Origin of the sequence: Nocardioides sp. L-11A (genome assembly GCA_029961745.1) — a bacterium.
Taxonomy (GTDB): domain Bacteria; phylum Actinomycetota; class Actinomycetes; order Propionibacteriales; family Nocardioidaceae; genus Nocardioides.
In genome coordinates this window covers 1262513-1276030 of record CP124680.1, presented here as the reverse complement: position 1 = coordinate 1276030, position 13518 = coordinate 1262513, and the positions used below count along the sequence as shown (strand labels likewise).

The 13518-nt window shown below is 70.3% G+C and carries 11 protein-coding genes and 1 pseudogene; all 12 read right to left on the bottom strand.

Going from position 1 to position 13518, the window contains the following annotated elements; all coding sequences use genetic code 11:
• Positions 1-3 precede the first annotated feature (3 nt).
• Positions 4-615 (bottom strand): hypothetical protein, encoded by a 612-nt coding sequence (locus QJ852_05925; GenBank protein ID WGX97974.1) that lies wholly within the window; start codon positions 613-615, stop codon positions 4-6.
• Entirely contained in the window at positions 612-1769 is a 1158-nt protein-coding gene (locus tag QJ852_05920; GenBank protein WGX97973.1) for an MlaD family protein, read from the bottom strand. The genes QJ852_05925 and QJ852_05920 overlap by 4 nt, the downstream gene beginning before the upstream one ends.
• Positions 1769-3118 (bottom strand): MCE family protein, encoded by a 1350-nt coding sequence (locus QJ852_05915; protein WGX97972.1) that lies wholly within the window; start codon positions 3116-3118, stop codon positions 1769-1771. The genes QJ852_05920 and QJ852_05915 overlap by 1 nt, the downstream gene beginning before the upstream one ends.
• A complete protein-coding gene (locus tag QJ852_05910; protein WGX97971.1) occupies positions 3115-4164 on the bottom strand; it encodes an MCE family protein in 1050 nt (349 codons plus the stop codon). Before QJ852_05910 ends, QJ852_05915 begins: the two co-directional genes overlap by 4 nt.
• Positions 4161-5174 (bottom strand): MCE family protein, encoded by a 1014-nt coding sequence (locus QJ852_05905; protein ID WGX97970.1) that lies wholly within the window; start codon positions 5172-5174, stop codon positions 4161-4163. The genes QJ852_05910 and QJ852_05905 overlap by 4 nt, the downstream gene beginning before the upstream one ends.
• Complete coding sequence (locus tag QJ852_05900) at positions 5174-6283, bottom strand: MCE family protein (GenBank protein WGX97969.1); 1110 nt, start codon at positions 6281-6283, stop codon at positions 5174-5176. Before QJ852_05900 ends, QJ852_05905 begins: the two co-directional genes overlap by 1 nt.
• Positions 6280-7683: an MCE family protein gene (locus QJ852_05895; GenBank protein WGX97968.1), complete on the bottom strand. Its 1404-nt coding sequence runs from the start codon at positions 7681-7683 to the stop codon at positions 6280-6282. Before QJ852_05895 ends, QJ852_05900 begins: the two co-directional genes overlap by 4 nt.
• The gene (locus tag QJ852_05890; protein WGX97967.1) at positions 7680-8534 is read right to left on the bottom strand and encodes an ABC transporter permease; all 855 of its coding nucleotides are present in this window, start codon (positions 8532-8534) and stop codon (positions 7680-7682) included. Before QJ852_05890 ends, QJ852_05895 begins: the two co-directional genes overlap by 4 nt.
• 1 nt (position 8535) lies before the next feature.
• Complete coding sequence (locus QJ852_05885; protein WGX99536.1) at positions 8536-9315, bottom strand: ABC transporter permease; 780 nt, start codon at positions 9313-9315, stop codon at positions 8536-8538.
• 381 nt (positions 9316-9696) lie between these two features.
• Positions 9697-10293, bottom strand: a pseudogene (locus tag QJ852_05880) (ATP-binding cassette domain-containing protein).
• A 215-nt stretch (positions 10294-10508) separates the two neighbouring features.
• Complete coding sequence (locus QJ852_05875) at positions 10509-11450, bottom strand: hypothetical protein (protein ID WGX97966.1); 942 nt, start codon at positions 11448-11450, stop codon at positions 10509-10511.
• 69 nt (positions 11451-11519) lie between these two features.
• Positions 11520-13148 (bottom strand): hypothetical protein, encoded by a 1629-nt coding sequence (locus QJ852_05870; protein ID WGX97965.1) that lies wholly within the window; start codon positions 13146-13148, stop codon positions 11520-11522.
• Positions 13149-13518: the final 370 nt, after the last annotated feature.

Here is a 13518-nt window from a genome sequence, read left to right as displayed (position 1 = left end):
CCGTCATGAGGTGGTCACCGGGACCTGGGCGAGGTTCTCGAGCAGCCAGTGGCCGTCGACCAGGACGAGGTCGGCGCTGTAGCGGTTCCGTTTCACGGTCGGCTCCTGGGCGGGGTCCTTGTCGGCGACGGTGACCTCCACGGCCGCGATCATGGTGGCGGTGCGGTCGGTGAGCTCGGTGAGCGCGGCCTCCACGACCCGGCCGGAGGCGACCTTGCCCTGGTCGGCCAGGAGCTCGCGCTCGTCGGCGGCGATCGCGGCCAGCTGGTCGCGCAGCACACCCGTGGTGACCGAGCGCCAGGCCTCCAGGCCCGCCTCGACGTCGCGGTAGTCCATCGAGTTCATCGTCTCGATCGCGGCCGTGCCCTCGATGACGGCCAGGTCACGCAGCTCCGCGCGTGCCAGCGCGGGGTCGTCGTCGGCCCCACTCCAGGACAGGTACGCCGCCACCAGGGCGACGACGCCGGCGGCGAGCACGAGCCACGCCCAGTTCCCCAGGCGGGGGCGTCGCGAGGCGGCCACGGCGTCGTCCGCGCCCAGCACCACGACCGACGGGCGTACGTCGGGCTCCGACTCCTCCGCGGCCTCGGCGGGTGCGTTCCGTCCCTCCGTCACGGCGTCCCTCCCATCAGGTCCTCCAGGCTGCCGGTCAGGTCCACGTCGACCGGCCGCTTGCCCTTCGGCACCGCGCTCGGCCCGCGGACGTTGCCGCCCGCGGCGGGGGCGGTGCAGCCGGCCTCGAGGTTGAACGGCTTGCCGGGGCTGGTGTCCAGGCCTGGGCGCATCTCGGTCGCACCATAGCCGGTCACGCACGGCAGCGGGTTGAAGAAGGTGGGCGTGACACCCATCCGCAGGCCCTTGGCGGTCATCACGGCGTAGGTGATGCTGATGCCCTCGGGCAGCTTGATCAGGGTCTCGCGGACCCCCGCCGCATTGGTGCCGAAGACCTGCGCCGTCGAGACCAGGTTGCCCATCAGGTCACCGAGCGGCTGTCCGACGGTCGAGAACAGGGTGCCGAGCTCGCGCGCGGCAGCCGGAGTCTGCTCGATCAGCTTGCGCCACGAGTCGTCCTGCTCGGCGAGGGCATGGGCCAGCAGCGACATGTCCTCGCTGAAGCTCTGGAAGCTCTCCGCCGACGCCTCCTGGGTGGCCAGGACCGTGCCGGAGCTGCGGATCAGGCTGGCCGAGACCAGGAAGTTCTTGTCCGCCGTGCGGGCGAACTCCGAGGACGTCTCGACCAGGCGGGCCATGTGCTGGCCGTTGCCGCGCGAGAAGTCGTAGGTCTCGTCGATGACCGTGGTCAGCGCCTCGGAGGGCACCGACGCCACGAAGTCCCGCCCGCTGCGCAGCAGTCCGTCGAGCGACGGCGGCAGGCCGTCGGCGCGCACGCTCAGCCGGTCCCCCTCGCCCAACTTGTCGCCGCCGAGCGGCCCACCGCGCAGGTCGAGGTACTGCTCGCCGATCGCCGAGCGGTTGACGACCCGCGCCTCCACGTCGGCCGGGATGTCGGGCGAGCCGGGCTTGATCCGGACCACGGCGCGGGCGCCGTCGCCGGTGGCGACCAGGCTCTCGACCCGCCCGACCGGGACGCCGCGGTAGGTGACCTCGCTGTTGTCGAACAGGCCGCCGGCCTCGGTGAGGTCGACGGTGACGCGGTAGCCGCCGACATAGCGGTCCAGGCCGACGTACTGGGCCGCGAGGAAGGTGGTGGTCACCATCGCGAGCGCCATGAAGACGAACAGCTTGGCCTTGGCGGTGATGTTGAGCATCAGTCCTCCGTAGCGGTCGGAGTGGACGACGGTGCGCCGGTCGGTCCGGTCGGACTCGCGGTGCCGCTGGGCTTGGGCACCTGCAGCGTCGGCGTCGGGATGCCCGGCACCGGGGAGTCCGTCGGCGGCAGCAGCGACGGCGACGGCGAGGAGCCCGCCGTCGGCGACGAGGACGGCGCGCCCGACGGCGACTCCGTGGCCGGAGCCTTCCCCTCGGTCGTGGGCGGCGGCGCCTCAGCGGAGCCGCGCGGCGCCAGCGCCGGCCGCCCGGACGCCATGGCGCCGAGGTCGAAGCCGGGCTGGGCCCACGGGCAGCCCATCGCCGCGCAGCCGGGGGGCAGCGAGCTGTAGTTGGTCGTCACGAAGGCGTTGAGGTAGTCGCCCTTGATCGCGCCGAGCACGGCGTCGGGGAACGGATAGGTGAGCAGGATCTGCAGTGACTCGGGCAGGGCGTCACCGGCGGCGGCGAGGTTCTTGAGGATCGGCTCGAGCAGCCGGAAGTCCTCGATCATGTCCTCCTTCGCCGCGTTCATGGTGCGCATCGTGACGGTGCTGAGCTGCTGGAGGGACTCGAGCATCGCCACCAGCTGCGGCCGCTGCTCGGCCAGGACCTTCATGCCGGGACTGAGCCCCTCGAGCGCGGTGGCGATCTTGTCCCGGTCGCCGTCGAGCGTCGTGGACAGGTCCGCCAGCGACTCGAGGGCGTCGGCGATCGCGTCCTTGCGCGCGTCGAGGCTCTCCACGAAGACCCGGGTGGTGCGCAGGAAGTCGCGGATCTGCTCGGGCCGTCCGTCGGCGACCTTCTGCAGCTCGCGGGAGATCTCCTGGAACTTGCCCACCGCACCGCCGTTGAGCACCGTCGAGACGGCGCCGAGGACCTGCTCGACCTCGGCGACCTGACTGGTCGCGGCGAGCTCGATGTGGGAGCCGGTGCGCAGCTCGTCCCCGCCGGCCGGCGTGGCGGGCCGCACCAGCGCGACGTACTTCTCGCCCAGCAGCGAGGACTGCTGCAGTCGGGCGGCGGTGTTCTCGGGGAGATCCAGGTCGTTGCGGATCACCAGGGTGACCCGGGCGCTGAGCCCGTCGGGGTTGAGCTCGATCTTCGAGACCCGGCCGACGGCGATATTGGAGACCTTGACGCTGCTCTGCGGCACCAGGTCGACCACGTCGGTGAAGTCGACGGTGATGGTCATCGGGTCGCTGCCGACGTCGGCGCCGCCGGGCAGCGGCACGTCGTAGATGCCGCCGCCGAGGCCGCATCCGGACAGGACGAACGCCAGCGCCGCGCCGGCCGCGGCCCAGCGACCGGTACGACGACGCCGCGGTCGCGTGGTGCGTCGGATGCTCATCGTCGGCTCCTTCCGGCGCCCTCGAACATCGTCGGCGGCGCGTCCTCGGAGGTCCGCGCCGTGAGCGCGTCGGCCCAGATCGTGGCCTCGTTGAGGTTGCCGCGGCCGACGAGGACGTTGTGCTCCGGGTCGTAGAGGTCGAGGAGGTTCTGCATCAGCAGCGGTGCCAGCCGCACCATCTCCTCCAGGGACTCGCGCTGCTTGCGCAGCACCTTGGTGGTGGGCACCAGGTTGTCGACGCTGTCCTTCAGCTTGCCGCGGTTCTCGCGGATGAAGTCGTCGAGCACCTGCATCGCCTCGCCGAGGTTCTTCGCCGCGGCGCCCATGTCGTCGCGGTCCTCGGCGAGGTAGCCCGCCACGTCCGCGAACTGCTTGTTGACCTCGCCGACGGCGGAGTCGTTGGCGAGCAGCATCGCGTTGAGCTTCTCGAAGTTGCTGATCGTGGCGAAGAAGTCGTCGTCGAGACCGGACAGCGTCGCGCTGGCCTCGCCGAACTCGCGGAACATGGTGTTGAGGCCCTCGCCCTGACCCTCCAGGTTGTCGGCCGCGACCTCGAGGAGGTCGCTGAGCGCGCCGTTCCGGTTGGCCCCCTCGGGCCCGAGGGCGTCGGACACGCTCTTGAGACCGTCGTACAGGTCGTCGATCTCGACGGGCACGGCGGTCCGGTCCATGTCGAGCTCGGCGCCGGAGCGGAGCTTGGCGGTGCCCTCCCCCGCCACCCAGGGCGAGGTGAGCTGGACGAACCGGTCGCTGACCAGGGTCGGGGCGATGATGACGGCCGCGGTGTCGGCGGCCACGTCGCGGCCCGGCTCGAGCTCCATGGAGACCCGGACCTGCTCGCCGACCGGCTTGACCGCGGTCACCCGGCCGACCGGGACGCCGAGCACCTGGACGTCGGAGCCCGGGTAGAGACCGACCGTGGACTCGAACATCGCGCTGAACCGCACCGGCTCGTCGCGCAGCAGCGCTCGGAGACCGAAGCCGCCGGCGACGAGGAGGAGCACCACCAGGCCGATCACGAGCCGGCGTTGACGCAGGGAGCTCATCGGGCACCTCCGGGGTGGCAGTTGCGGACCACGTCGTTCTCGAGGATCGGGTTGAGGTCGTCGTCGAACAGGCCGCACAGGTAGGAGTCGGCCCAGGGACCGTTGCCCGTGGCCGAGGCCAGCACCCGGTAGTACGGGCCGAGCTGGCGCAGCGCCTTGTCGAGGTTGGCCTGGTTGCGCTCGAGGATCGCGGAGACCTTGTCGAGCTTGGCCAGGGCCGGGGCGAGTGCCTTCTGGTTGTCCTGCACGAAGCCACGGACCTGGGCGCCGAGGTCGGCGGTGCCGACCAGCATCGCGTTGACCGCGTCGCGCCGCTGCTGGAGCTCGCCGAGCAGGTCGGACCCGTCGTTGATCAGGGCAGCGATCTGCTCACGGCGCTCCGCGAGGGTGCCGCTGACCTGCGTGGTCGCCTTGAGCAGCTCGGCCAGGTCGTCGTCGCGCGTGGAGATCGTGCGCGACAGGGCGGTCAGGCCCTCGACCATCTGCTGGACCGAGTCGGGGGTGCCGCGGAAGGCGTCGGAGATCGCCCGGAAGCTCTGCTCGAGCTGGGGCGTGTCGATCTCGCTGGCGGCGGTGCTCAGGTCGGAGAAGGCGGCGTTGACGTCGTACGGCACGGAGGTGCGCTCGCGGGGGATCGCCCCCTTGAGCTCACCGGAGCCGAGCGGGTCGATCGCCAGGAACTTCTGGCCGAGCATGGTCTTGACCTTGATCGCGGCCGTGGTCTGGTCGGGGAGGTCGACGCCCTTGGCGCGGAACCGGACGACGACGTCGCGTCCGCGGAGGTCGATCTCGGTGACCTCGCCGACGCGGACGCCGGCCACCCGGACCTCGTCGCCCGGGCTGAGCCCACCGGCCTCGGCGAACACCGCCTCGTGGACCTTGCCGTCGCCGACGAACGGCAGGGACGACAGTTTCAGGGCCGCGGTGAAGGACACGCCCAGGACGAGCATCCCGACCACGGCGATCACGACCAGGTTGCGCTCGGCGAAGGAGCGGCGGTAGCGGGTCATCACCGGCACCTCTCCGCGACCGGGAGGGCGCCGAGGTCGCCCATATATCCCTGGGGCATGGGGATCCGTCCCTCCATCGAGCACAGATAGGTGTTGAGCCACGATCCGTAGCTGCTCAGCCGGCCGATCCGGTCCAGCTTCACGGGCAGCAGCTCGAGGAAGGACTCCACCTCGGCGCTGTGCTCGTCGAGGTTCTGCGAGAGCTTGCCCAGGTGGCGGATCGACTGACGCACCGCCGGGCGGGTCCGGCCCAGCAGGTCGGCGATGCTGGTCGTCAGGTCGCCCATGCCGCTGATCGCTCCGCCGATGGCGGCCCGGTCCTCGGCGAGGCCGGAGACCAGCTGCTGCATCGTGACCAGCGTGGTGTCGAGCTGACCGGAGCGCTCGTTGACGGTGGTGAGCACGCTGCTGAGGCTGGAGATGAGCTCGCCGATCACCTGGTCCTTCTCGGCCAGGGTGGTGGTGAGGGAGGCTGTGCTCTTCAGCAGCCCCTCGACCGTGGCGCCCTCGCCCTGGAAGACGGCGATGATCTGCTCGCTGAGGCGGTTCACGTCGTCGGGGTCCAGCATCCGCAGCAGCGGCTGGAAGCCGTTGAAGAGCAGGGTGAGGTCCAGCGCGGGCCGGGTCTGCTCGACGCCGAAGGTGTGCCCCGGCTTGATCGTGCCGCCGGAGGCCGGCGAGCCGGTGGTGCTGCTCGCCGGCGCGATGTCGCTGCCGGCCGGCGCGTTCGTCGGGCTGCTCGTCACCCCGGACGGCTGCACGAGCGCGAGGTAGCGCTGGCCGACCAGGTTGCGGAACCGGATCTGGACGATCGTGGTGTCCGGCAGGCGCACGCCCTTGCGGACGGTGAAGCGCACCTTGGCCAGCCGGGTGTCGGTGATCTTCACGTCCTTGACGCTGCCGACCTTCACCCCGGCCACCCGGACGTCGTCGCCGCGGCTCACGCTCGTGACGTCGGTGAACACGGCCGCGTAGTCCTGGGCGTCGCCGCCGGAGCTGTTGCGGATCGTCAGCGCGAGCACCGTGGTGGCCAGGACGGTGGCCACGGTGAACACCAGGGCCTTCACCGCCGTCCAGCGCAGGTGGTGGCGGTCGGACGCGCCGCTCATCGCAGCACCACCTTCGTGTTCCGCAGGGTCGGCCCGAGGAGCAGGCTGCTCCACGTCGGGTAGTCGCCGGGGGCCAGGCCCTGGGTGGGCGCGACCAGCTCGGCGATCAGCTGGTTCTCGGCGGGCGAGTTGGCGTCGCCCAGCCCGGTCATGGCGTATTCGTAGGACTGCACGCTGTTGCCCGGCGGCGGGGCGATCGCGGGCGGCTCGCCGGAGTCGCCGGACCCGTCGGCGGGGGCGTCGCCGGTCGGGGTGCCGCTGGCGGGCCAGCCGGTGTCGGCCGCCTCGGCCGGGTCCGCCGTACCGGGCAGCGTGGCCCGGGGAGCCGGCTGGGTGCCGACCTGACCGGTGATGTACGGGCACCGGGGCTTGGGGTTGCCCTTGGTGTAGGTGAGCTTGTCGCGGCCGGCGAGGTACTTGCTCCGCGTCGGCACGACCTGGAGTACGGCGTGCAGGCCGGGCTCGCCCTGGCCCTCGCCGAGGGCGGCCTTCATCTTGGGGATGTAGCCGCGCACGGCGCGGAACAGGCAGGGGAACTGCGAGGCGTAGGGCGAGGTGGCCCGCAGCGCCCGGCGGCTCTCCTTGGACAGCACGGTGATCGTGTTGTGGTTGTCGGCCACCCAGCCGCGGGTGGTGTCGGCCGAGCCGATCACGCTGGCGTAGACGTCGCGCAGCTGGGTCTGCTCGTCGGCGAGCAGCTTGGTGCTGGTGGTCATCGTGGCGAGCGCGTCGACCAGGTCGGGCGCCGCGACGTTCCACTCCTCGGCGACCCGGCCGAGCCGGGCCAGGTCGTCGGCCATCTGCGGCACGAGCGGCTCGAGCTTGGTGAGATAGCCCTGCCAGATCGACATCGCGTCGCCGATCTTCTCTCCGTTGCCGCGCAGCATCTCGGCGAACTCGCCCATCATCGCGGCGAGCTTGTCGGGCTGGATCGCCTTCATCACCGGCAACAGCTCGTCGAGGACCTGCTGCAGCTCGGCGGCCTCGGCCGACGCGTCCTGACGGATGACGTCGCCGCCGCGTAGGTGGCTGCTGCTGGGCGCGCCGGGCTCGACCAGGGCGACGTACCGCTCGCCGAAGAGGGTCTTGGGCAGCAGGCGGGCGACGACGTTGTCGGGCAACAGGCGCAGCACCTTCGGGTCGAGGGCCAGGGACAGCGCGGCGCCGTCCTCGGTGGCCCGGATCTTCTCGACGTGGCCGACCGGCACGCCGTTGAGCTTGACGTCGGAGCCGCTCTGCATGGCGTTGCCGACGACATCGGTGCGCAGGGTGACCGTCTCGCTCGGGATGAGCACCCGGTGGTAGGCGAGATAGGCCACCGTCAGCAGCGCGACGGTCATGCCGAGCGCGCAGGCTCCCACGATCACGTCGCGGATCCGTCCTGGACTGGTCGCACTCATCCCGCGATCCTCACCGTGGTCGTGGCGCCCCACAGCGCCATGGACAGGATCAGGTCGAGCAGCGCCACCGAGACCAGGCTGCGGCGCACCGCGCGGCCCACCGCGACGCCCACGCCGGCCGGGCCGCCGGAGGCCGAGAAGCCCATCCGGCAGTGCACCAGGATGATCATCACGGCGAACACGAGCACCTTGACGAACGACAGCAGGATGTCGATGGGTGGCAGGAAGAGCTCGAAGTAATGGTCATAGGTGCCGGCCGATTGGCCGTAGACGTAGACGGTGACCAGCCGGGAGCCGGCGTACGACGTCAGCAGGCCGATGACGTAGAGCGGGATGATCGCGACGAAGCCGGCGATGACCCGGGTCGTGACGAGGAACTGGACGCTGGAGACCGCCATCGCGGTGAGCGCGTCGACCTCCTCGTTGATCCGCATCGCGCCGAGCTGGGCGGTGAAGCCGGAGCCGACGGTCGCCGAGAGCGCGAGCGCCGCGACCATCGGGGCGACCTCGCGGGTGTTGAAGTACGCCGAGATGAAGCCGGTCAGGGTCGCCGTGCCGATCTGGTCGAGGGCGGCGTAGCCCTGCATGCCGACGACGAGGCCCACCGAGAGCGTGAGGCCGAGCATCACGCCGACGGTGCCGCCGATGACGGCCAGCGCGCCGGAGCCGAAGCTGACCTCGGCCAGCAGGCGCATCACCTCGCGCGGGTAGTGCCGGATCGTCGCGGGGACGTGACGCAGCACCTCGCCGTAGAACCGCATGTCGGCGCCGATCTGGGCCAGCTTGTCGACCGGCCGCATCGCCACCTGTTTGGGCGGCGAGAACCGGGGCTGCGGTGTGGTGGCAGCCATGTCAGGCCCCCTTCATGGGCACCAGCGTCAGGTAGAGCGCGGTGAGGACGGAGTTGACGAAGAAGAGCAGCAGGAAGGTGACCACGACCGACTGGTTCACCGAGTCGCCGACGCCCTTCGGGCCGGGCGCGGTGTTGAGACCGCGGTAGCAGGCCACGACGGCGGCGATGAAGCCGAAGATCACGGCCTTGATCTCACCGATCCACAGGTCGGCGATCTGGGCCAGCGCGGTGAAGCTGGACAGGTACGCGCCCGGCGTACCGCCCTGGAGCATGACGTTGAAGAAGTAGCCGCCGAGCACGCCAACCACCGAGACCAGGCCGTTGAGCAGGACCGCCGCGCCGACACAGGCCAGCACCCGCGGCACCACGAGCCGGTGCACGGGGTTGAGGCCCATCACGCGCATCGCGGCGATCTCGTCGCGGATGGTCCGCGACCCGAGCTCCGCGCAGATGGCGGCACCTCCGGCGCCGGCGATCACCAGCGTGGTGACCATGGGGGCCGCCTGTTGCACGATGGCGAGCACGCTGGCCGCGCCGGTGAAGGACTGCGCCCCGAGCTGGGTGGTCAGGGTGCCCAGCTGGAGGGCGATGACCGCACCCAGCGGGATCGAGATCAGGATCGCGGGCACCCACGACACGCTGACCACGAACCAGAACTGCTCGAGCGTCTCACTCGCCCGGAACGGGCGGCGGAAGAGCGCTCGCATCGTGTCCAGCGCCAGCGCGAAGAGGCTGCCTGTCGCGGTCAGCGAGCGGACGGGGAGGCTGGGGCGCGCGATGGAGCGGGCCTGGTCAGACTCCTCGTCGTCGGCGACGTACAGGGGCGCGCCCCCGGACGCCACCCGCGCCCGGTGCCGCTCGGCACTGGGCCGGGCCGCGCCCGAGCGGGGCGCGAGCTGACGGGGCACGACCTCGATGGCGCGGGCGCCGCTGGGGATCATCCCGCCGCCGGGGTAGCCGCCGCCGATGTCGATCAGGTCGGAGCGCCGGTGGTCGGTCTCCTCGCTCATGCCGATCGGGCCGTCCGGGTCGCCGCTCATGAACTGGGAGACGACCGGGTGGTCGGTGATCAGGAAGGCCTCGCGCGGCCCGAACATCACCAGCTCGCGGCGGTAGAGCATGCCGATGTTGTCGGGCAGCGTGCGCGCCAGCTCGATGTTGTGGGTGACGACCAGCATGGTGGCGTCGGTGGCGGCGTTGACCTCGATCAGCAGCTGCGCGAGGTTGGAGGTCCGCACCGGGTCGAGGCCGGAGTCCGGCTCGTCGATGAGGATGATCTCCGGGTCGGTGACCAGGGAGCGGGCCAGGCCGGCCCGCTTCTTCATGCCGCCCGAGATCTCCCCCGGCAGCTTGTGCTCCTGACCGACCAGCCCGACCATGTCGAGCTTCTCCATCACCACGTCGCGCACCTGCGGCTCCTTGAGCTTGGTGTGCTCGCGCAGCGGGAAGGCGACGTTGTCGTAGACGTTCATCGAGCCGAAGAGCGCGCCGTCCTGGAACAGGATGCCGAACTTCTTGCGCAGCTCGAGCTTGTGCGACTCCGGCACCGACACCATGTCGACGCCGTCGATCAGCACCTGCCCCTCCTCGGGCTGCACCAGCCCGATGAGCGACTTGAGGAAGACCGACTTGCCGGTGCCCGAGGGCCCCATCATCGCCGTGATCTCGCCGGGCGGCAGGGTCAGCGTGACGTCGTGCCAGATGTTCTGGCGGCCGTAGGTCTTGCTGAGTCCGGTGACTTCGATCGATCCGCCCACGGGTCCTCCTGGATTCTGTGCGGTTCTCGTACGTGCTGGATACGCGTGCTGCTCTGTGGGGCTGCCGTGACCGAAGGGGCGGTCCCCAGCAGCGTAGGTGTGTCCCCCGTCACGCGGGCCCGAAAGCGGGCATGCGGACAGGCGGCAACCGTTGTTGTCAGGGGGGTGACAACAACGGTTGCCGAGCCCAGGCTCCGGGGGCTATGCCTGGGCGGTCAGTCGGCCGGACGGTCTGGGTAGTCCATCGGGTCTGGGGTGGTGCAGGGATAGGTCTCATCGACCGGGAGCGTGTTCCATTCCCCCGGTGCAGGAGGCATCTGTGTGCCCTGCACGATGCGCGTGCACGGGAAGCCCGCGTTGAACACCGCACGGTTGCCTGGACCGGAGACGCTGAGCGTGATCATCGGCGACAGGTCGTCGCCGCTCTCGGTGGTGCAACCGGTGAAGGCCGGCAGGTCGAGCGAGCCAGCGAGCTGGCCACCGTAGAGGGGATGGAAGAAGGTCGTCGGGTCGAGTGCTCGGAAGTACGCTTGCGGGTCCCCCACCCCGGGCGGAATGACGTGACCAGGGCCAACCATCACGACCGGCGCGGGCCTGACCGTGCGGCACGCACCAGTAAGGCCGATATCGACGCCGTCCACCAGCACTTTGGTGACCCGGACCTCGAAAGCGTCCTCGATCCTGACTGGCTCGAGGCGCATAGATCCGCTTGGGCCGTTGGGCCCGCTGGGATCGTCATCGAACCGTGTACCCACGACGGTGGCGACGACTGGCAGTGGCCGTCCACCGGACCGGCGCTGTCGCACCTGTACGACCGCCTCCACCGGCAGCAGTCCGAAGCCGACCGTCCGTACCCGCAGCGGCGGCAGATAGCCATAAGGCTCCGCCGCGCCGGGCGGCGAAACGAAGAACGCCTCGCCGCGGATGGTGTCCCGGTACAGAGCCCCTGGCTCGGGGGCGTAGTCCCGTCGAACTTGACCTGACCAGTAGCCCACCGTCGTGGGAGGCACCGCAACCCACTGGCGTGCCTTCGCCGTCTCGGCGATGCCTCCTTGCGCGACGTAGCCCCAGGAGCCCGACGGGAAACTCGGTTCAGGCAGGCCTGGGTAGGGGCTGTAGACCTCGGCCTGACTCGCCCACGGACAGGCGAGCAGCACGATCCCTAACACCGCGGCCAAGGAAGCAGTGCGTCGGCGCCGTCGGCGGTGTTCTCTCCGCATCCCCGCCTACCGCTTGACCTTGACGGTCGCGCTACCACTGCTTGGCAGCACTCCGGCATTGCCGAGATAGGCGATCGTAATCCGGTACTTGCCGGGATATGCCTTCTTCGTCTTCTTGGCGACACGCTTGGCGAACTTCTTCACCGTCAGTTTGAAGGTGCCATCGACCGCGACGGGGACCGACGTCGTCACGATCGTCTTCTTGCCCTTGGCAATAGTGACCTCAGCCTGCCCGGCCAGGCTGGCACCGGAGCTGACCGTGCCCTTGAGCTTGATCTTGACAGCCCTCTTGGCGACCTTGACCTTGCCGACGGTCGTAGTGGAGCTCACCTTCGGCGGCGTCAGGGGCTTCGGCATAGTTACCGGTGCGGTCGCGGGCGAGGTCGACGAGATCGACTCCTCGCCGGCCTTGGTGGCGGTCGAGCGGTAGCTGAGCCGCTTGCCGGCCAGGTTGTCCGTGAGCGTCAGCGTGGCCCCCTCGGCACCGGGAATCGGCTGTCCATCGGCCAGCCACACACTCGTCACCTGGTCCGGATCCGCGGAGAATGTGCCCGGCGTGCCGGTCAGCGTCGTCCCCACCTCGGGAGACCCGGCGACCGTCGGGTCCACAGCCCGCAGCATCTTGGTGACGATCATTGCAGCATGAGCGCTGCCCACGCTGAACTGAGCCACCGCCTGCTCCTGGGCCTCGGCCGGTGGGGTCAGCAGGGTCCGAACAGGTGGATTTCCAACTGTGGAGCCACCCGGGTGGAAGACCCCATCCTCGGTCAGCACCAGCGATCCTTGGGACGATGCAAATGCGACGACCTGATCTGGGCCGACATCAGGCAACTCTGGACCAGCGATGCCCCAGGTCACGAGCGAACCGTCGGCCAACTCGGCCATCCCACGAGCCTGGTCACCGGGGGCTGTGACCGCGGAAACAGCGACTACGTTGCCGATTTCCTGGGTCTCCGGGGGCAGCGAATGGCCGGCAGCTGTGCCCCAGCCGACAACAGTGTCGTCCTCGGTGATCGCGTAGGCTGCCAGATTGACACCGGTGATCGCCTTGGCTTTCAGCCCGGCCGGTGGCGTGGTTACCCCCTCTTGGCCCCAACCCCAGCCCACCACGGAGCCATCCTCCAGCAACGCCAGTGCGGCGCTAGCGCCCGGGAACACCAACTGCTTGACCCCGGTCAGCCCGTCTGGCACGTCGAGCGGCGTCGGGTCCACCTCGCTGGGCTGACCCCAGATGCGAACGTGACCGCTGCGAGTAACCACCCCCGCATATCCGCCTGCGGTCGCGATGTCCACCACGTCCAGCGACTGCACGTCGGCAGGCACGTCCCAGAGCCGGGCGACGTCGGCGCCCCAGCCAACCACGCGGCCGGCCGCGGTCAAGGCCAGCGTCATGTTGCTCCCGGCAACGACTTTGCTCAGTGCCACGCCCTGCAGCGCGGCCGGCAGCGTCGTCTGACCCTCGCTGCCACGGCCCCACCCCATGAACTCTCCAGCGAACTCCAGATCCACCGGCGCCATCAGGCCCGCGTTGCCGCGCGCCGTGACGCCCGGCAACGGGGCGGCGTCGGCGGGGGCGGTGGGAGTGGCGGCGAGCACCCCCAAAGCCAGAGCCCCGGCGGCGGACGCCACGGTCACCGACCTCAGCCACCGCCGTGGCCGCCGATCGAGCCTCCGCATGTCCCACAACGCCATGAGCTTCCTCCTCGTTCGCCGCACACCCCCGTGGCGTGACGTGTCCCACACCCTAGGCAGACCCCGCGCACCGACGTCAGCGATCCGCCGCGAGATCGCCAGCCACCCCCGAAAGTTGTCACCCCGGTGAGCAGGGGCCGGCCACGAACCGACGCTGGATGACGGCGACCCGCGGCGGGCACCCGAGAACCCAACACCGCCCCGCGGCCCGCGCGCGAGCGCGATACGCCATGGAGGCGCCCCCGCGGGACCTTTCGACAAGAAACACAGACTGGTATTCGGAAATCGAAACGCCTTTATCAGCCGCACGACA

Excerpts from the sequence above, each read along its gene's own strand:
- QJ852_05895 (WGX97968.1), bottom strand. The coding sequence starts at position 7,683 with ATGAGTGCGACCAGTCCAGGACGGATCCGCGACGTGATCGTGGGAGCC.
- QJ852_05900 (WGX97969.1), bottom strand. The coding sequence starts at position 6,283 with ATGAGCGGCGCGTCCGACCGCCACCACCTGCGCTGGACGGCGGTGAAG.
- QJ852_05910 (WGX97971.1), bottom strand. The coding sequence starts at position 4,164 with ATGAGCTCCCTGCGTCAACGCCGGCTCGTGATCGGCCTGGTGGTGCTC.
- QJ852_05905 (WGX97970.1), bottom strand. The coding sequence starts at position 5,174 with ATGACCCGCTACCGCCGCTCCTTCGCCGAGCGCAACCTGGTCGTGATC.
- QJ852_05915 (WGX97972.1), bottom strand. The coding sequence starts at position 3,118 with ATGAGCATCCGACGCACCACGCGACCGCGGCGTCGTCGTACCGGTCGC.
- QJ852_05920 (WGX97973.1), bottom strand. The coding sequence starts at position 1,769 with ATGCTCAACATCACCGCCAAGGCCAAGCTGTTCGTCTTCATGGCGCTC.
- QJ852_05890 (WGX97967.1), bottom strand. The coding sequence starts at position 8,534 with ATGGCTGCCACCACACCGCAGCCCCGGTTCTCGCCGCCCAAACAGGTG.